The organism is Pontibacter akesuensis (assembly GCF_001611675.1).
GTDB lineage: Bacteria > Bacteroidota > Bacteroidia > Cytophagales > Hymenobacteraceae > Pontibacter > Pontibacter akesuensis.
This window is the reverse complement of the sequence record NZ_CP014766.1, coordinates 3,455,724-3,473,881: the sequence shown is the minus strand read 5'-3', so window position 1 is coordinate 3,473,881 and position 18,158 is coordinate 3,455,724. Positions and strand designations below refer to the sequence as shown.

Here is an 18,158-nt window from a genome sequence, read left to right as displayed (position 1 = left end):
TCCCTTGCCCGTTTCTGCTTCCTCATTCTGATTAATTAGCTATATTTACATTAACACGAAACAAAACACTGCAAAATTTGAAGTTAGCTGCTATTGACATTGGGTCTAACGCAGTGAGATGCCAGATCTCCAGCGTACTGAACCAGAACGGAAACGTAATCTTTAAAAAAGTTGAATATGTGCGTTATCCCATCCGTTTTGGGGAGGATGTGTTCAACAACGGCTATATCAGCGAAGGCAAGGTACACAAGTTCGTCAAGCTGCTGAAGGCATTCCAGCTGCTACTCGATGTGCACGAGGTAAATCACTACATGATCTGCGCTACTTCTGCCATGCGCTCTGCCCTGAACGCACCGGATATTCTGGAGTGCGTGCGGCGGGAGACTGGTTTCGACATTCAGGTGATCGACGGCGAAACGGAGGCTTACCTGATCAACAAGGTTATTTTCAGTTTTTTGGATGAGCGCAACTACCTCCACATCGACGTGGGTGGTGGCAGCACCGAGTTTAACATCTATGTGAACCGTGAGAAAATGGCGTCGCAGTCGTTTGAACAGGGCTCTATCCGCCACATGCAGGGCCAGGACTCGGTGGTACTCTGGGAAAGGATGAAAAGCTGGATCGAGGATAATTCTAAAAAGTACCACCTCTCGCGGGCCATCGGTACCGGCGGCAACATCAACAAAATTTTTGAACTGGCAGGCAAGATAACCGGCAAACCCATTTATCGAAAGCAGATAGAGGAAGTAGCTGCCCGCCTGAACAACATGAGCATGCACGAGCGCATCACCGACCTGCTACTCAACCCAGATCGCGCCGACGTAATTGTGCCGGCCGCTGAGATCTACCTCTCTGCCATGAAGTGGGCGAAGCTGGAAAGTATGATCGTGCCAAACGTGGGCCTGAAAGACGGCATGCTGCACGCTCTGTACGAGCAGCATCACCCCGAACGTTTCGTTATTACAACGATCAGCTAAAGACTGCCAAGTATAACTCGCTACATTCAACCTGCCTCTTCCAAAGGGCTTTTCATTTGTAAGGCAATTCGCCATACTTGCAGCAAAAGCCTCTAATTACAATTTAATATCTGCCGCGAATTTTTAGATTCGTGACGTAGCGTGAAAGTGGAGTTTCTGACTACACTGCCCTACAGGGGCAAATGCAGCAGCCAGCGAATTATAAGCAGGCTATACTTTGGCACTTGAGCCAAAATTGGATGCATTCCCCCACTTGTCATCTCGACGACAGTACCATGAGGGGTGTCGGATTATCTCAATGAGATTAAATACCATTCAAGGCTGCCCTTATATTTGGCTATTATACTTCCCAGAGCGGTTAAAAAAAGGCCGGAGCAGTTGAAACTGCTCCGGCCTTTTTTATTGATGGATCTCCTTCGGACTTTGAAACAACTCTACCACTTCCTCTACAACGCTGTTCTTGCTGTAGAATAGCTTGTGCAGGTCCACGGCCACTTCGTTGGCGCTGTTACGGCGCTTGATGTAGGTGCCGTCTTCGCGCATAGTGTAAGAGTTCTGATTGTCCTCCAGGTTGTAGTGCAGAATACGGATAGCCTCGTTTTTAAGCTCCTCGTTCGTGATCAGGAAGAGGGCCTCTATGCGGCGGTCGAAGCTGCGCACCATGCAGTCGGCGCTGCCGCTGTATACTTTGGGCGCCCCGTTGTTATGGAAGTAGTACAGGCGCGCGTGCTCCAGGTATTCCCCCACAATGCTTTTCACAGTGATGTTCTCGCTCAGATCCTCCCGCCCCGGACGCAGGCAGCAGATGCCGCGCACGATCAGCTTGATCGGCACACCTGCTTTCGAAGCTTTGTAGAACTCATCGATCACCTCCCTGTCTTCCAGCGAGTTTATTTTGATCACAATGCCGCTTTTCAGTCCTTTCTTTGCGTTACGCGCCTCATGCCGGATCAGCTCAATCAGCTGGTTGCGCATATTCTTGGGCGAGGTCATCAGGTACTTGTAATCGTTGGGGCGCGAGTGGCCGGTAATTACGTTAAAGAACTCCGATACGTCGTGGGCATAAATTTCATTCGTAGTCAGCAGGCTCACGTCGGTATAGAGGCGGGCGGTGGACTCGTTATAGTTACCGCTGCCGATGTGCACATAGCGCGTCACCTTCTCCCCTTCCTTCCGGATGATCATCAGCATTTTGGTGTGCGTTTTATACTTGCTGATGCCATAAATCACAAAACATCCGGCTTTCTCCAAACGCTCCCCCTCCTTTATGTTCCGCTCCTCGTCAAAGCGCGCCTTCACCTCAAACAGCACCGACACGTGCTTGCCGTTCTCGGCTGCCTTTAGTAAGGCTGCCGTCACCCGGCTCTGGTCCGCTAGGCGGTAGATGGTTTGCTTGATGCCCAGCACAGACGGGTCTTCGGCGGCACGCTCCAGCAAATTCACCACCGGCTCCATGCTGTTGTAAGGGTGATGCAGCAGTACGTCGTGCTCCTTCAGGTACTCAAAAAGATCCACGCCGTCGTTGGGCAGGCTTCGCGGTGGGATAGAAGAAGGCTGCTTAAAGCCCCTGTCCCTGAAGTGGCGGTGGTTGATGATCTGCCACAAGCTGCGCAGGTCGATCAGGCTGTTGATGGTGAACACGTTCGCATTGTCAATTGTCCAGCGCTCCTTCAGAATGCGCATCATAAACTGCGACGGGTTCCGCTCCACCTCCAGGCGCACCACGCGCCCCTTCTTGCGCGTCTTCAGCTTCGATTTTATCTCCTGCACAAAATCCGCCTCCAGGTCGTCTGATTCCTCCAGCGTATAATCGCCGTTTCGGGTAATGCGGAACAGGTTCACCGACACAATCTCCACGTTGCGGAACAGTTTTTTGATCTTCCAGCGCACGATGTCCTCAATCGGCACGAAAATGATCTTGTCCTTGCGGTTGATCTCGTAGAAACGGGTTAGGTTCTGCGGAATCTGCACAAAGGTCACGCGATCCTGCGGCTTTCCCTCGTCGGTGGTGCGCGTTACCACACCGAAGGTCAGCAGCTGGTTCATCAGCAGCGGGAAGCCATGGTAATTGTCGAACACCATGGGTGTGAGCATCGGGTAGATGGTGTTCTTAAAATACGAATCCACCTTTTTCTGCTCTATCTCGGTCAGTTCGGCTGGCTTCAGAATGTCACAGCCGTTGGCGGCGAAAAGCGGCTTCAGCTCGTTGTTGAACGTGAGGTACTGGTCATTGACGAAGCGGTGCGCGTAATCGAGCAGCTTCTTTCGGAACGGCAGCTCGCGCAGCCCCGAGTAGTCGAGGCGCTCTTTGCCGTAATCGATGTAGTTGTACAAACTGCCCACCCGGATCATGAAGAACTCATCGAGGTTGGATGAGGTGATAGCCAGGAACTTGAGGCGGTCGAAAAGGCATTTGTTCGTATCGCGGGCCTGGTCCAGTACCCGGTAATTAAAGCGCATCCAGCTAAGGTCGCGGCTAATATACTTACTTCTCTTTATCTGGTCAGAAACCTTATTAATCAGCATGTTTTCGTGTATTATCAGGGGCAAAAAGGCACAGGAGATGTGCCGACGCCGGCTATACTTCTAAACCCATAATTTAAGGAGAAAGTATAGCTATTCCTTCATATTACGCTTAAAATTTATTTACGGCTTGATTTTCGGGAGCTTCTAAACGGCAGCGGGGGATGCAGCCGTGTTACCTGCCGCATCCCCCGCGCGTAATACGCTGGTGTGGTTATACTTGATAGATGACCAATGAAACTGCGTCGGCAGCTCTTTTTACTTAAACCACTGCTTACAAAACCATCTCCAATAGTTGCAGCAATCCGGAAGTAGACACCAGCGGCGTGTCTTCCGAAGCCTGCTCCTCTTCTTCCAGAAACTGGTACTGTGGCAGGGCCACCACCACGGTGAGCTGCTTCACCGTTTCGTGCCAGAAAGCCGCCAACTGCCCCTCTCCCGCTTGCAGCTCGCTTCCTGTTGAGGGCACTCCCGCTGTGGTCGGAGGAAGTACGGCCTGGAAAACCATACCTGCAACCAATAGCGGGAGAACCGCCAATCCGAGCATTTTTGTGCTTTTTTTCATAATCTTAAGTTGTACCAGGCAGGCTGTATTTGTAATAGTTATTTCTTTAAAACAGAGGCCAAAGAAGCGCCCGTCATCGTGGCCTTCGCACGCTCTGAGAAGGTGTAGTTCAGGTTCGGAATGCGCAGATCCTGCATCACCAGCTCGCTTCTGTTTTGGATCTGCAAGTCAGCATTCGCTATTTTGTTGCTGCTGTAGAGCTCAAGTATGGAGTAGCTGTTACTTTTCATGCCAACAGTAGCATGCAACGCATTGATCCTGTTGTTCTTCAGGGTAACTTTGCTGCCGTGGTCCTGTGTTAGGCTCAGGCTGTCTACCTCCAGGTCTTCTAATACCACGCTTACGCCGCTGTACCCTGTAAAAAGCTCCATAGCATTATCGATTATCACCTCTTCGCCGTTGGACGTATAGGCAGCGTCCGTTTGCAGACTTTTCAGCTCAGGCACAGCAATCACCACTTGGTATATGTTACTCTGGTAATTTACCTTCTCCGGCAACACTGTACGCACTATTAAACGATTGCCATCCTGCTTTACCTGCACATACGCTGCGGCGTTCTTGTGCACATACACCTTGTGTTCGCCCTGTATCACCTTAAAGCGCATGTTATGGGCGCCGCTAATGGCAACATCGGTGAAGCCCTTCAGGTTCAGGTCGCTGTAGTTCAGGTAGGGATCTTTGTATTCTCCTTTTCTGTACTCGGCCGTGAGCACAGTGTTGTAGGCCACTGCGGTGGCGACAAAAAACAGCACCGCTGTCAGTACAAATTTGCTACTCGCTTTCATGGTGGCTTAGTTTTTCAGTTCGTAGTTTGTGGATACAAATTGCTCATACTTCTCCTGGATCTCCTCCAGGCCAATCTCCAGCAGAAAAATATTGCGGAAGAATTCGGGCAGGTCCTGCTGCAGGAAAGTCTCTTTGCGGTAAGCGATAATCTTCTTCGGGCCTGTGGGCGCCACAAAAAATCCGATGCCCCGCTTGTTGTAGATCACTTCCTGGTTTTGCAGGAATTCGTAGGTGCGCATTACTGTATTGGGGTTTACCTCCAACTCCACAGCCAGCTCCCGCACCGACGGTATTTTATCTTCGGGCGCCCATTTACCCAGCAGGATATTCTCGCTGACATAGGCTGCTATCTGCAAGTAAATAGCCTCGTTGCTTCTAAACTCCATACGTTTCTTTCTTTTAAACTTGCTTCTCTTTCAGCAGGCTGTAAGCCGCCGCCCAGAAAAGTACTGCCAACACCACAGGTATGCCATATGCGAGACTCTGCAGCCCCTCAGGAGGTGCGATTCGCATTAGTTCCTGGTTCTCCAGGAAGGTGATGTCGCTAAACGGCACAGCCCCCTTCAAATCGCGGCTCCATACCAGCTGCATCACCTGCTCATTAAGTAAAATGATGAGGAGCATGATGACAACAAAGGCAAAGGCTGATTTGATGAAATGCCCTTTTTTGAAAAAGGCGCTTCCAAAAATGGCCAGCCCGTGCAGCAGCGCATAAAACACAAAGGACATGTACATCCTTCTATCCCCCGTGAACATGTCGAGCAGGTCTGACTCCTGCCCCGGGTTCGTATCCATACGAAGCACGACGGCAGCCACCAGGTAAAAGCAGGCCACGTACACCAGCGAGAAAAACAGGAAGGAATAGATCCACCCGACCAGGTACTTCTCGAAGTGCGAAGCGGGCAAGGTAAGAAATGAGATAGCTTTGTTCTTATCGCCAAGGCTGGCAAACACGCCACTCGTAAATATAAAACCGAACCCAAAGAACAAGAGGGCAAACACAAGCGCCTGCAGGTTCTCTGACAAAGGCGCACTATCTAGATAGGCAGCACCGCCCAGGAACAAAATCAGCACGCCCAGCAACACCACCACCGCCATCAGGTAGCCAGAGAGGTATTCAGAAGTATGCTTCTGAAACAACATGCTGAAGCGGCGAAAGCTAAACTTGTTTTGCATATACAGGTCTGTTCAGGAATGTTAGTATAGATTTATCACCATTGATGATCGCATTGAAGAGCAGCTCCATGTCTACCCTGCTGTAAGTGCCGGCTGTATTGGGCATAATCACGTGCTTGCCTTTCACTGAATTCTCGGCGTAGAGCACATCCATTCCCTGAGTGGAAGAAAGCGTCGTAAATGTGAGCTTATCAGCGATGGCTTCCAGCTCCTGGTTCAGCACAATCTCCTGGTTGTGGAGCACCACCAGCGTATCAATCAGGCTGTCCAGGTCGCGCACCTGGTGCGTTGAGATGATCATGCAACGGTCTTCGGTAAGCGCCGAGGCAATAATGCGGCGGAACTGCACTTTAGAGGGGATGTCCAGGCCGTTGGTTGGCTCGTCCATCACCAAAAGACTTGTATTGGTGGCCAGGGCAAAGGCAATCAAAGCCTTTTTCTGTTGCCCAAAAGACATCTCCGGCAGCACTTCCTCGCGCGAAACACCAAACTCGCCCAGGTAATGGTTAAAGTCTGTATCGCTGAACCTAGGATAGAAGCAGGCAGTTGTCCGGGCGTATTTCGCCAAGGTTTGGGAAGGCAGGTAAATCTCCTCCGGCAGGAAGTACAGGTCCTGCAGGAGCTCAACGGTTCTACTCGAGGCATTCTGCCCGTTTACCAGGCATCTCCCCTCGGTCGGGAAACCCAGGCCCACCATGTTCTTCAGCAGCGTGGACTTACCGGCGCCATTCTTGCCCAGCAAGCCGTAAATGTGCCCTTTGTGAAGCGAGAGCTGTAGGTTCTGGAACAGCGTCTTTTTTCCTGGATACCCAAAACTAAGATTGTCGATTTGTATCATACCCTCACTTGGCTAGTGTATTAGTTACATAGTACACTACAAAGGTAAATACTGCTCCGACATTTCCTATATATTCTAGAAATATATTTTCATAGCTATCGAATGTAACTTTGTGTAACACAGGGCACAAAAACCTTTCTTCATAATTAGGGATAACTGTTTGTGCCAGAGAAGTAGTTACAGGCTTCAGCATGTATAAATGAAGCATAAGGGTGCTGCTGAAGTATGCGTAACCCCCTCGCCTCAACCCTCTCCCCAAGAGGCGAGGGAGTTGTGTTGCCTGAACTGCGGCAAAACGATTAAGCAGGCACCAATTAAAAAGGCCAGCTACACTAGCTGGCCTTCTTTGGTAATTCTATGCTGCAAATGTTATACGTCTACACGTGCATACTTGGCGTTGCGCTCGATAAAGTCGCGGCGCGGGCCTACCTCATCGCCCATCAGCATCGAGAACAGGTGGTCGGCCTCGGCGGCTGACTCAATGTCCACGCGCTTCAGGCTGCGGGTGTTCGGGTCCATGGTGGTGCTCCAGAGCTGCTCCGGGTTCATCTCGCCAAGACCTTTGTAACGCTGCACGCCAACGCTGTCTTCCTTGCCTTTGCCTAGCTCCTGTATAGCATCCACACGGTCCTGCTCGGTCCAGCAGTAGCGTTCCTCCTTGCCTTTCTTCACGAGGTAAAGCGGCGGCAGGGCAATGTATACGTAGCCTTTCTCGATCAGCTCTTTCATGTAGCGGAAGAAGAAGGTCAGGATCAGGGTACGGATGTGAGAACCGTCGACGTCCGCATCCGTCATAATGATTACCTTGTGGTAACGCAGCTTGATCATGTTCAGCGCCTTGTCATCCTCCGGCGTACCGAAGCTTACACCAAGCGCGGTAATCATATTCTTGATTTCCTCGTTCTCGTAGATGCGGTGCTCCTGCGCCTTTTCCACGTTCAAAATCTTACCACGAAGCGGCAGGATAGCCTGGAACTTACGATCGCGCCCCTGCTTGGCAGATCCACCGGCTGAGTCACCCTCCACCAGGTATATCTCGCAGTTCTCAGGGTTGCTGTCAGAGCAGTCGGCCAGTTTACCAGGCAAGCTGGTGCTGGATAGTACGCTCTTACGCTGCACCATCTCACGCGCTTTGCGCGCGGCAAAACGAGCCTGTGCGGCAAGTATAACTTTCTGCACAATAATGCGGGCTTCCTTCGGATGCTCCTCCAGGTAAGTGTTCAGCATCTCGCCAACGGCCGTATCCACGGCACCGGATACCTCAGAGTTACCTAGCTTTGTCTTGGTCTGGCCCTCGAACTGCGGCTCCTGCACTTTCACAGAGATTACGGCAGTCAATCCTTCGCGGAAGTCATCGCCGGCAATGTCAATCTTCACCTTGTCCAGCATACCTGACTTATCAGCGTAGGCTTTCAGGGTACGGGTAAGGGCGCGGCGGAAACCAGCCACGTGCGTACCACCCTCAATGGTGTTGATGTTGTTTACATACGAGAAAATATTCTCGGTATATGATGTGTTGTATTGCAACGCGATCTCCACTGGCACGCCGTTTTTCTCGCTCTCCACGTGGATTGGCTCGGGAATCAGTGTCTCGCGGGTTTCATCCAGGTAAGCCACAAACTCCTTCAAACCACCTTCTGACAGGAAGGAAACCGAAAGTGGCTGTCCGTCATCGTTCATCTCGCGCAGGTCCTGCAGGTTAATGCGGATGCCCTTGTTCAGGAACGACAGCTCGCGCAGGCGGCTGGCGATGGTGTCGTACTTATACTCGGTGGTAGTGAAGATAGAGGCATCCGGCTGAAAACGAACCGTAGTACCTGTCCTGTCGGTTTCGCCGATCTCACGCACCGGGAAAGCCGGAACGCCGATGTTATAATGCTGCTCGTATACTTTGCCGTTGCGGTGTACCGTTACGTGCAGGTCCGTGGAAAGGGCGTTCACGCAGGACACCCCCACACCGTGCAATCCACCCGATACTTTGTAGGTGTCTTTATCAAACTTACCACCGGCGTGCAGCACCGTCATTACCACCTCCAGGGCAGAGCGGCCTTCTTTGGTGTGAAAATCTGTAGGAATACCGCGGCCGTTGTCAGACACGGTGATGGAATTATCTGTGTTAATGGTAACCGATATCTCGTCGCAATGGCCGGCAAGGGCTTCGTCAATGGAGTTATCCACTACTTCCCACACCAGGTGGTGCAGGCCCTTTATACCGATATCGCCAATGTACATGGCTGGGCGCTTACGAACCGCTTCGAGACCTTCCAGTACCTGAATGCTATTTGCTGAATAATCGTTAGCTTTTGCTACTTCTTTTACGTCACTCATTGCGTGTTATGGGCTATATTGAATAGGTAAAGTTACCACTTTAATTTAATTTAAGCTATACTTTTGAGGCCTGTGTCGCACGCATCCAACGGGTGGTTTTGGCGGGGCCTGCATGGGGTAAGTATAAGCTACTATATTTGAACAAAATAACACGCCCGATAGTGCCTAAATCGCTAATTAACAGCTACAAAAAATACAAAAAAGCTTTCCTCAGGATCATCACCTTCACGGACAGCAGCACCAGCGCCGCACCGGTGTACTGCAGGCAGGGCATCAAATGCAAAAAGCCGCATTGGTTGCGGCTCGCTGCAATCGAAACTGTAATACAAGTTTAATCCTCCTCAGCGTTCAGCCTCGCCTTCACTTTTACCCTGGAGACCATCTTGCGGTTGAAATCGTAATATTCGGGGCCGTACGGTTGGTTACTATCGAGCTCCTCTATGCCTACGATTTTGTAAGCACCTGCTCCCCCACTTAAACTGTTCAGCTTTGCCTTTGCGTTTTCCAGTGCCTGGGCCATGAGTTCCTGCTGCAACTGCCCCCGTTTGGCCTCCTCCACAAAGGTGCCGCTCACGTTCAGGTTAAACGGAAACTGGTGAGCCAGCGCGTCCCGCACAATGCGGCCGTACGTGGCGCTGTCCGGCACCGTCACATTGTAAGAAACACTGGTCTGGAACATGTCCGGCCGCAGCTTCTGCTTTCCGATTTCCTCCGGCATGTAGTTCATGTAAACACTCTCGTTGATGAGGGCCATACCTGGCAGTTCCTTTGCCAGGGAGTCAGCCCAGGCGGCAAACTTATGCCGGATGTGCATCGGGCCGTTGTAGGACAGGTTAAGCCGGTAGCCGGCTTCATCCATCGGCATCTCCGCTTCACCAATTACCTGCAGGTAATCGTCCTCCTGCTGCTCTTTTTCCACGCTGCAACTGCTTAATAGGCTTACTGCGAATAGTGCAGCCCAAAGTCCCTGATGTGCTCTTTTCATAGTTTTGAGGTTTTGAATATATAATAGCTGTATATCTAAAAGTATGCCAGCTCTGCAGGAGCAGCGGCAGTTTAAGCAGGTTTCTAGTGGTTCTTGTGTGGTAGTGGCGCAAGCGTCCGCTTGTGCCGTCGACTGCTGCAGCCATACTTGCATAGCCACAGCATTCTGTAACTTGAATCAAGCTATCCTTTCAGGCTGCTGCTGACCCTCCAGCTCCCGAATACCTATTGCTTCACTTCTACCTTTGGAGCGCTCACGGCTGGGGTAGGGGGCCTATGTGAGCGGGGCCTCGTCCTTGGGCATCGCGCTGGGAGCTTTTCTTTGCTCACTTCGCTTTGCAATCCCGCCTCCAGCGGGACCGAAAAACTCCAAAGGCGCTCTTTTCGAGGGCCCCTACCCCCACCCAAGGACTGGAATCAGTCAGATAGCCACGGCTGACGGAGCTTCAGCCAAACTCCCTCCCCTGTTTTTAGGGGAGGGCTGGGGAGGGGTAAAACTCCCCTCCTTAGACCAGAAGGAGCCAGGGGGCTAGATTACGCAAGACCGCCAATCTGATTCCGTACTAGTACCTCCTTTCCCTCTTCCTCCTTCCTACTTGGCAAAGCGGTAAACCCTCGTCCCATCTCATCGTTGCTTATAGTATATGTTCCACCTTAAATGAAGACAAGCTATGGCAATGAATTTTGAGAATTATTTGAAAGACTCCAAGACCTGGCTGCACAAGGTGTGCACCTACCTGGGGATAGAAGACGAGCAAAAGGCTGCGCGTATATTCAGGGCGGTGCTCCACGCCATCCGAGACCGCATTCAGCACGCCGAAGCCATTCACCTGGCGGCACAGATGCCCATTATCTGGAAAGGGATTTATTTCGATGGTTTCACTATGCACGAGCCTGTGCGCATCCGGCACGAGGACGAGTGGCTGGAGTATATCCGCAGTAAGGATTCGGGTGCCGAGGAAGCCGACTTCCCCACTCTGGATCACGCCTTCTACGCCTTTCAGGATGTGATGAGCTTTCTAAGGGATCATCTTTCAGAGGGCCAGTACCAGCAGGTAGCCCAGGCGCTACACTCTGATATTACCGTACCCGCATAAGTATGGGAAAGAAAATAATTTACGAGGTCTGGCTACGGTCAGACCTTTTATTTTTAGAAAAGCATTGAAAACACAGCCCCTCGTTAAGCACCTGCTTATCATTATTCATTAAATTTTCAGTTCCTGCCATGATAGTTTGGGGAGGTACTTGTCCAGCTCCACCGTATTGCGTAAGTAGACGAAGCATTTAAACAAACCAAGCAGCACCAGCCATGAAGAGCCCCAAAAACCGATACGAGCGAAGGACCCGGTACGTCTTTGGGGGCGCCAGCAACTTTTGGTTCCTATTTGTGGCTATCGGTGTATTTGTGTGGCTTAGTCCGCTGTTTTTAGAGCAGGAGGGCGCCGAGGTTAGGACTATGGTGATCAGTGGTGTGGCGTTGCTACTGGGGCTTTCCCTGCGTTTCACGTATTACGGCATCCAAATAAACAGAAAGCGGCGCAGCATCCGGGAATTCATTTCCATCCTAGGCTACAAATCAGGAGAATGGAAAACGCTGCCGGACTTAAAAAAGCTTCGCCTCTCTGCCGCAACTTCTACCACGCAGAACATCCCAAACGGTATTTCCCCCACCATGCGGCGCACCATCACCGTTTACAGTATTGCGCTTTTTTCTGCAGAAGCCACCCCTGACTACGTGATCCATACAGAAAGTAAAAAAGAGGCCATGAAGGTGGCAAAGGCATTGGCTAACGTGCTGGGCCTGCAAGTGGAGGACAACCTGTAATCTGTCAAGAATCATGAACATTACGGTACGAAACGCCGCCCCAATAGACGCAAACGCTATCTGCAGCCTCTCAAAGCAGTTGGGCTACGAAGCCACCGTGTCTGAGACGGCGGCACGGCTCAAAGTGCTTGCCGACAGCAAAACGGATGCTGTGTTCGTTGCTGTTTCCGATGATCTTGTCGTTGGATGGGTGCACGCTTTTTACGCCACGCGCCTGGAGTCCGCTGCTTTTGTGGAGATTGGAGGGCTGGTAGTAGACGCGAACATCAGAGGCGCAGGAACCGGAAAGCTATTGGTTCAGAATGCAATTGCATGGGCGCAAACGCATAACGTGCGCAATGTCAGGGTCAGGACAAACACGCTGCGCCTCGAAACGCACCAGTTCTATCAGAAGATCGGGTTCACTCAAACAAAGGAGCAGAAAGTGTACGACCGCCGGGTATAGTTTGCTGTAGCGGCACGTTAAATTGCCATACTCCCTTCGCACCGAAACAGCTGGTGTTTATACTTGTTCTTGCCAGTGGGTAGCCATACCTTTGCAGGAGTTTTGCCATGGCCGCTATTCCGCGACAGAAGCCCCGTGATATAAAGCAAGTACCGGTAACTTTAAGGTACAGGTGCGCGGCTTTGCCACAGGGAAACTAAACTTTTTTGCCCTGCAAATCCTTTTATATCAGAAGTGACCCATGAAAAAATATCTCCTGCTTTTATACTTGCCCCTTGCGCTGCTGTTTGCCTGTAACACCGATGCGACAGAGACTGCCGATGTGAAGGCCACGCTGGAAACACAGGTACTGGCCATCCACGATACAGCTATGGAGAAGATGGGAGACATTATTAAGCTCCGCCGCCAGCTGCGCTCGCTGCACGATACGCTGCAGACGCAACAGGCCGATAGCACCGACCTGCTGGTGCTGCAGCAAGAAATCAATTCGCTGAACAAAGCTGATGAGGAGATGATGCAGTGGATGCGCCAGTACGAAGCGCCGGACTCGCTGCAGCACACCGAGGCTATGACCTACCTGCAGCAGGAGCTGGTTAAGATTGAACGCGTACAAACACTAATGGACAGCACCATACAGGCTGCCCATATAACCGCCCAGAAGTATGAACAACCGAAATAAGTTTAGCTTAAGGCATGGCCTTGGCGTCGCTGCGATGGCGCTGGTCTCCTCCATGTTTTACAGCTGCGGCAGTGGCGCTGCCGAAAACAAAACGCTTCCTATTTACGGGGAGCGCGAAGCCGTGGAGCGTACGGTAAACGGCCAGACGGTAACCGACACTATTTACCACCAGGTGCCTGCCTTCGCCTTCATCAACCAGGACAGCCAACGGGTAACCGAGGAAACGGTGGCCGGTAAGATTTATGTGTCGGATTTCTTCTTCACCTCCTGCCCGAGCATCTGCCCTAAAATGAAGAGCCAGATGCTGCGCGTGTACGAAACCTACAAAGACAACCCGCAGGTGGTGCTCCTCTCCCACTCCATCGACCCTCAGCATGACACAGTAGCCGTACTCCGCGACTATGCGGACCGGTTGGGCATCGAAACAGAGAAATGGCACCTGGTAACCGGCGAGCGTGACAGCATTTACGACATCGCTTCGCAATACCTGGTGGCCGCCCAGCAGGACGCAGGCGCCGAAGGAGGGTTTACGCACGGAGGCGACTTTATACTTGTGGATGGCGACCGCCACATCCGGGGCAATTATAACGGCACCGAAGCCGAAGATGTGGACAGGTTGATAGCGGATATCAAGGTGCTGCTGAACGAGAAAAAGAATGAGAAAAAATAGGCTGACGGCGCTGGCCCTGGGGGCCTTTGCCCTGACTACCCTGACTCAGTGCTTCACCGAAAAGCAGGATGAGGGCAAGCGCCTTTACGTGCAGCAGTGCCAGAGCTGCCACCTGGAGGATGGCAGTGGCCTTCGTGGCCTGATCCCGCCCATCGCCAAGGCTGATTACCTCGAAAACCACCGCGACCAGCTGCCCTGCCTTATCCGCCATGGCATAGCAGGCCCCATGGTAGTGAACGGGAAAGAATACAACAAGGAAATGCCCGGTGTGGATTTGCGGGAGGACCAGATCACGAACCTGCTCAACTACATCCAAACCAATTACGGTAACAACAACAAGCGCTACACTTTTGAGGAGGTGGAGCAGTTACTAAGCGATTGCCCTGTGCAGCACTAGCACGTACGTAACAAGTATAAAGTATAAATGCTCTGTAGGCAGATCAGCAATCAGGGCATTTATACTTTATACGCCAGCATGCCATAGCACTGTGTTTCTTTTTATGCAGATGCCGCCGCTACCAGATCCTCCAGTTTATACTTGCCCGCAGCGTTGAACCAATCCCGGATGAGGCGGAAGGCAATGGAGAATTGGGGCGGCATGCGCAGGGTGTTGTCCTGCAGACCGGCTACGATCTCGTCCCGCGTAAACCAGCGCGCATCTTCCATTTCCACGTGGTCTACCTGTATGGTGCGGTTAGCGGCAAGGGCCTCAAAGCCCACCATGATGGAGCCCGGGAAAGGCCAGGGCTGTGAGGAGTGGTAGCTAATGCGCTGCAGCGTTACGCCCGTCTCCTCCATGGCCTCGCGGGCAACCGCCTGCTCCAGCGTCTCGCCCGGCTCCAGGAAACCGGCCACCACCGCATATAGACCCTCTGGCCATACTTGCTGGCGCCCCAGCAAACACGTATCGCCCTCTGAAATCAGCACGATCACAGCCGTGTCGGTGCGCGGGAAGTGATGCCGTTTGCAGGCGGGGTTAGTACAGTAACGCACATGCCCCGCCTGCTCGCTGGTGGTGGGGCTGGCGCAGTTGGCGCAATAGCGGTGGTGCAGGTGCCAGTGCACCATGCCGCGCGCATAAGCCAGCAGCGCGCCCTGCTCCTTCGGAAGCTGCAGTGCTACCTGCCGCAGGTCGTGCCAGGCATGGCCACTCGGAAGATATGCAGCTATTTCATTTTCCTGCTCCTTCGCAAAGCCAAGGGCAAAGTAGGGCACCTCCCCCTCCGACCCCAGGTATACCCGCACCACCGCTGCCTGCAGCAAGTCCGCTGCTGCAGCACGTGGAAGCATGGCTGTGGCTTTTGCATCGGCGGTGAGCAGGCTCAGGTTATCCAGCACCACCAGCACACGCGCCCGGTTATTCTCCCACAGTTGCGCTATTTGGCTAGCATCTGCCCTTATCTCTGCAAAGCGGTTCAGGGGATTGTGTGAAAAGTAATTCATCGTATCTAATTTGCGCCAAACAAGTATGGCATACCATCAAAAAGCAGCGCTCAGGCTGCAACAGGTAAAGGTAGGAAGTATAGCATGCTTCCGGAAGAATCTTTCTACGCCAATTTAAATTTGCGCCACAACGCGTACCTTGCAACCCGGTGACTCACTTGCGGGTCTTGCCTGTAGCGTGTGCCCGCTTTTTGACAGCTACGAATCATCTATTCAACAACATTCTATTTTCAGTTCTTTTATGCACAGCCTTTTCAGTAAATCATTTGCAGGCAAAGTTACTCTGTTGCTTTTCAGTGTTATTTCATTTTCGCTGACTGGGTGCCTCGACAACGACGTGGAAACGCCTGAACCAACGCCGACAACATATTTTTCACTCTATCATGGTTCCCCGGATGCCCCTGACTTCGACATCTACATCGATAACCAGTTACTGAACCGGCAGCCTTTCAAGTACACCAGTTACACAGGTTACCTGCCTTTTAAACCGGACAGCTACGGCATTAAGTTTACATCCGTGAACGCGGCTGACGCTTTTGTAGACTCCACCCTTACATTTGAAGACGGAAAGGCCTATTCTGTGTTTGCCATCAACAAGCTTGACGATCTGGAGCTCCTTGCGGTGCAGGACGTGATACCGCAGCTTGCCGCTGGCAAAGCGGGTATACGCGTGGTGCACCTCTCTCCGGACGCCGCTCCCCTTGACATTACAACCACGGGAACGGCTGGCAATGTGCTGACCTCCGACCTGGCGTTTAAGGAGATCACTTCCTTCATGCCTGTGGATGCTAGCAAGTATAACCTGGAGATAAAGTCAGCCGATACCGGGGAGACACTGGTAACGGTAACTAATGCCACCTTCGCTGCGGGTGCCAACTACACCCTGATCATCCGTGGGTTCAAAACTCCACCCTCCGGAAACGCCAATACCTTGCACGCCCAGTTAATCCGTAACCTATAGCCAGGGCACGTGCTGTAGAAGATTATCTGTAACGCCACGTTCACTTGCTGAAGCGCTGCAGACATTATCGGACAGAAGCTCTTTCTGACGGTGATGTTTGCAGCGCTTTTCTGTTTCTACCTGTTTTGAAGTGCTTTAAAGTCACACTTTCCCCTTAACCTGCTACACCGGGGGTTGCCTCTCCTAATGACATACTTTTCCTTTAAAAAGTGACGACTGAGCACACTTAGAGGGTTTTTGCAAACTAAAAAACAGGCATCCGTATGCAAGGCAAATAGTTGAGAGCAAGTAAAGTAACACTAAGCCTTGCTGACTTTAGTAGACTCTGTTGTACGCAAAACGCAACAACTTATGCTGCACAAACCATACTTAGCGAAATGTGGTGACAGAACCATTTTACCGAAGGCGCACCCAACCTGCGGTGGCCCGGAAGTATGGCTATCGAATGAGGCGCTGCACCCCCACGGCCTCTACGGCATCACCTTCGACTTTTTTATCAACTGGAGCAGTAATTCCCCGCACGTTAGTCCGGCTATCTGGATCAAGCGAACGCTGCTTCCGCCCGCTACTTACCAGCAGTTCAGTTGCAACCTGGAGGCTAACGTACGCCGGGAGTTCGATGCAGCTTACCTCGACCGGGTGTTGGCTTTTGCCGCTGCATTTGAGCTTCAGCTGCAGCTGGTCATTTTCCGCGATGACTTTGATTGGCAGAATCAGAAAAGTGAAATTCTTTTAGTTGATGTTACGGGAATCAGTGCCCGTAGTCTCTCGCTGAACCCCGCTGTAATACACTTAGAGGCCTTTCGGCAGCTGATCAAAGCACATTCCGGCGGCTCTGTGAGGCTGGGGAATAAAGGCCTTGGCTTTGGCACCTCCAACCTCGAGTGCTTCCTGGCCGGAACTGACACGCTGTACCCCGGCGATGTGGACCTCGTGCTCCTGGATGAAGCCAATCAGCCCAAGGCGCTGCTGGAATTCAAGAAACACTCTTTGGCAACGCCTATCCAAGCCCAGTGCCTTGCGAACTACTACCCCCAGCCAGACGGCAGAAAGTACAACCGGCTTGCTATCTTGAAAGAATACCTTAGCACCATGCTGGGGGAAGACGTTCCTCTTCTCGTGCTGTATTACCCAACCGCTCCCGGTACTACAGAAGGCGTGATAGAATTACTTCAGGGCCACTCGGGTTCTTTGGCTACCAAGACAAAAGTAAACTTCACGCTCCCCCAAGCAGCAGCCCCTGAAGCTTTCAGCGATACCATCAGTCTGCTGAAAGACGTGCTTTACAAACATGCAATAAACGGAACGGCTGAGGCTGTCAGGATAGCGGTACCTGAGAAACTGCTCCTTAAAATCGAGGAATACCTCAAGTGCCATAACCTTGGTAACCGGGGGGTGGAGGACGGGGACAAGCGGAAGCAGCAGGTGGGACTGCTCGGTGAGTTGTTAACGCACGCGTACCTGCACGGCAACCTGCCGGACCTCGACAAGAAAACTGACGGCTTTGACGGCGGATTTGATATTCTGTTTCGCAACCACCGGATAGATGTGAAAACCATGGAGCGCAAAAGCTTCGTGAAGCCGGAATACGTCAATAACTTCTACATGCTGCAGGAAGGGCACCGGGCCGACCTGCTTGTGTTTTGCAGCTACCATGCCACGGCAAACATACTAGAGCTCTGTGGCTGGATTCCGAAGCAGGAACTTGCCACACGCGGTAGATTTTATGCGGCCGGCACCAAGCGCACCCGCGCAGACGGCAGCTCCTTCTGTTTCCGGCAAGACAACTACGAAGTGCAGAACAAGGAGCTGCACGCAATCACGCGTCTTCGAAGTATAGCCGTTAAAGTATAGCTGCGGCTCTATTTAAACCCTGTTAAGTTGAGTACCAGTCTGCTAATTTATTGCAGAAAGTGCGTACGCCAGCGGGTATCTTTCTGCAGAATGGCCTAACTTTA

The 18,158-nt window shown here is 52.0% G+C and carries 18 protein-coding genes; 9 read left to right on the top strand and 9 right to left on the bottom strand.

The genetic code is table 11. The features are described 5' to 3' along the window. Positions 1-77: 77 nt before the first annotated feature. On the top strand, positions 78-977 hold the full coding sequence (locus A0W33_RS14715) for a Ppx/GppA phosphatase family protein (RefSeq protein ID WP_068838892.1): 900 nt from the start codon (positions 78-80) through the stop codon (positions 975-977). Between the two features lie 399 nt (positions 978-1,376). Here the strand turns inward: A0W33_RS14715 and ppk1 are convergent, their stop codons facing one another. The 8 genes from ppk1 to A0W33_RS14675 all read right to left on the bottom strand — a co-directional run bounded on the left by ppk1 (position 1,377) and on the right by A0W33_RS14675 (position 10,178). Continuing rightward, positions 1,377-3,503 (bottom strand): polyphosphate kinase 1, encoded by a 2,127-nt coding sequence (ppk1, locus tag A0W33_RS14710; RefSeq protein ID WP_068838891.1) that lies wholly within the window; start codon positions 3,501-3,503, stop codon positions 1,377-1,379. Positions 3,504-3,774: 271 nt separating this feature from the next. Beyond that, a complete protein-coding gene (locus A0W33_RS14705; RefSeq protein ID WP_068838890.1) occupies positions 3,775-4,065 on the bottom strand; it encodes a hypothetical protein in 291 nt (96 codons plus the stop codon). A gap of 38 nt (positions 4,066-4,103) precedes the next feature. Continuing rightward, positions 4,104-4,850, bottom strand: coding sequence for a hypothetical protein (locus A0W33_RS14700; protein WP_068838889.1), 747 nt, complete (start codon positions 4,848-4,850; stop codon positions 4,104-4,106). Between the two features lie 6 nt (positions 4,851-4,856). Continuing rightward, complete coding sequence (locus A0W33_RS14695; protein ID WP_068838888.1) at positions 4,857-5,237, bottom strand: GntR family transcriptional regulator; 381 nt, start codon at positions 5,235-5,237, stop codon at positions 4,857-4,859. Between the two features lie 13 nt (positions 5,238-5,250). Next, positions 5,251-6,027: a hypothetical protein gene (locus A0W33_RS14690; protein WP_068838887.1), complete on the bottom strand. Its 777-nt coding sequence runs from the start codon at positions 6,025-6,027 to the stop codon at positions 5,251-5,253. Then, entirely contained in the window at positions 6,011-6,865 is an 855-nt protein-coding gene (locus A0W33_RS14685; RefSeq protein WP_068838886.1) for an ABC transporter ATP-binding protein, read from the bottom strand. The genes A0W33_RS14690 and A0W33_RS14685 overlap by 17 nt, the downstream gene beginning before the upstream one ends. A 369-nt stretch (positions 6,866-7,234) precedes the next feature. Further along, a complete protein-coding gene (gene gyrB / locus A0W33_RS14680; RefSeq protein ID WP_068838885.1) occupies positions 7,235-9,193 on the bottom strand; it encodes a DNA topoisomerase (ATP-hydrolyzing) subunit B in 1,959 nt (652 codons plus the stop codon). Between the two features lie 331 nt (positions 9,194-9,524). Next, positions 9,525-10,178 carry an SIMPL domain-containing protein gene (locus tag A0W33_RS14675; RefSeq protein WP_172798123.1) on the bottom strand — a complete coding sequence of 218 codons (654 nt, stop codon included), beginning with the start codon at positions 10,176-10,178 and terminating at the stop codon, positions 9,525-9,527. 670 nt (positions 10,179-10,848) lie between these two features. Here A0W33_RS14675 and A0W33_RS14670 point away from each other — a divergent pair. The 6 genes from A0W33_RS14670 (at position 10,849) to A0W33_RS14645 (ending at position 14,193) form a co-directional block, all read left to right on the top strand. Beyond that, positions 10,849-11,274: a DUF2267 domain-containing protein gene (locus A0W33_RS14670; RefSeq protein ID WP_068838883.1), complete on the top strand. Its 426-nt coding sequence runs from the start codon at positions 10,849-10,851 to the stop codon at positions 11,272-11,274. Positions 11,275-11,486: 212 nt separating this feature from the next. Further along, a complete protein-coding gene (locus tag A0W33_RS14665) occupies positions 11,487-12,002 on the top strand; it encodes a hypothetical protein (RefSeq protein ID WP_068838882.1) in 516 nt (171 codons plus the stop codon). 13 nt (positions 12,003-12,015) lie between these two features. After that, entirely contained in the window at positions 12,016-12,447 is a 432-nt protein-coding gene (locus tag A0W33_RS14660; RefSeq protein ID WP_068838881.1) for a GNAT family N-acetyltransferase, read from the top strand. Positions 12,448-12,688: 241 nt separating this feature from the next. Continuing rightward, positions 12,689-13,126, top strand: coding sequence for a hypothetical protein (locus A0W33_RS14655; protein ID WP_068838880.1), 438 nt, complete (start codon positions 12,689-12,691; stop codon positions 13,124-13,126). Further along, the gene (locus A0W33_RS14650) at positions 13,110-13,796 is read left to right on the top strand and encodes an SCO family protein (protein ID WP_229802303.1); all 687 of its coding nucleotides are present in this window, start codon (positions 13,110-13,112) and stop codon (positions 13,794-13,796) included. Before A0W33_RS14655 ends, A0W33_RS14650 begins: the two co-directional genes overlap by 17 nt. Beyond that, entirely contained in the window at positions 13,783-14,193 is a 411-nt protein-coding gene (locus A0W33_RS14645; RefSeq protein WP_068838878.1) for a c-type cytochrome, read from the top strand. Before A0W33_RS14650 ends, A0W33_RS14645 begins: the two co-directional genes overlap by 14 nt. A 101-nt stretch (positions 14,194-14,294) precedes the next feature. On the opposite strand, the gene nudC is transcribed toward A0W33_RS14645, so the two are convergent. Beyond that, positions 14,295-15,239 carry an NAD(+) diphosphatase gene (nudC, locus tag A0W33_RS14640; RefSeq protein ID WP_068838877.1) on the bottom strand — a complete coding sequence of 315 codons (945 nt, stop codon included), beginning with the start codon at positions 15,237-15,239 and terminating at the stop codon, positions 14,295-14,297. Between the two features lie 241 nt (positions 15,240-15,480). Between nudC and A0W33_RS14635 the strand changes: the two genes are divergently transcribed. After that, on the top strand, positions 15,481-16,200 hold the full coding sequence (locus A0W33_RS14635; RefSeq protein WP_068838876.1) for a DUF4397 domain-containing protein: 720 nt from the start codon (positions 15,481-15,483) through the stop codon (positions 16,198-16,200). A 351-nt stretch (positions 16,201-16,551) separates the two neighbouring features. Continuing rightward, a complete protein-coding gene (locus tag A0W33_RS14630) occupies positions 16,552-18,054 on the top strand; it encodes a hypothetical protein (RefSeq protein ID WP_068838875.1) in 1,503 nt (500 codons plus the stop codon). Positions 18,055-18,158 lie beyond the last annotated feature (104 nt).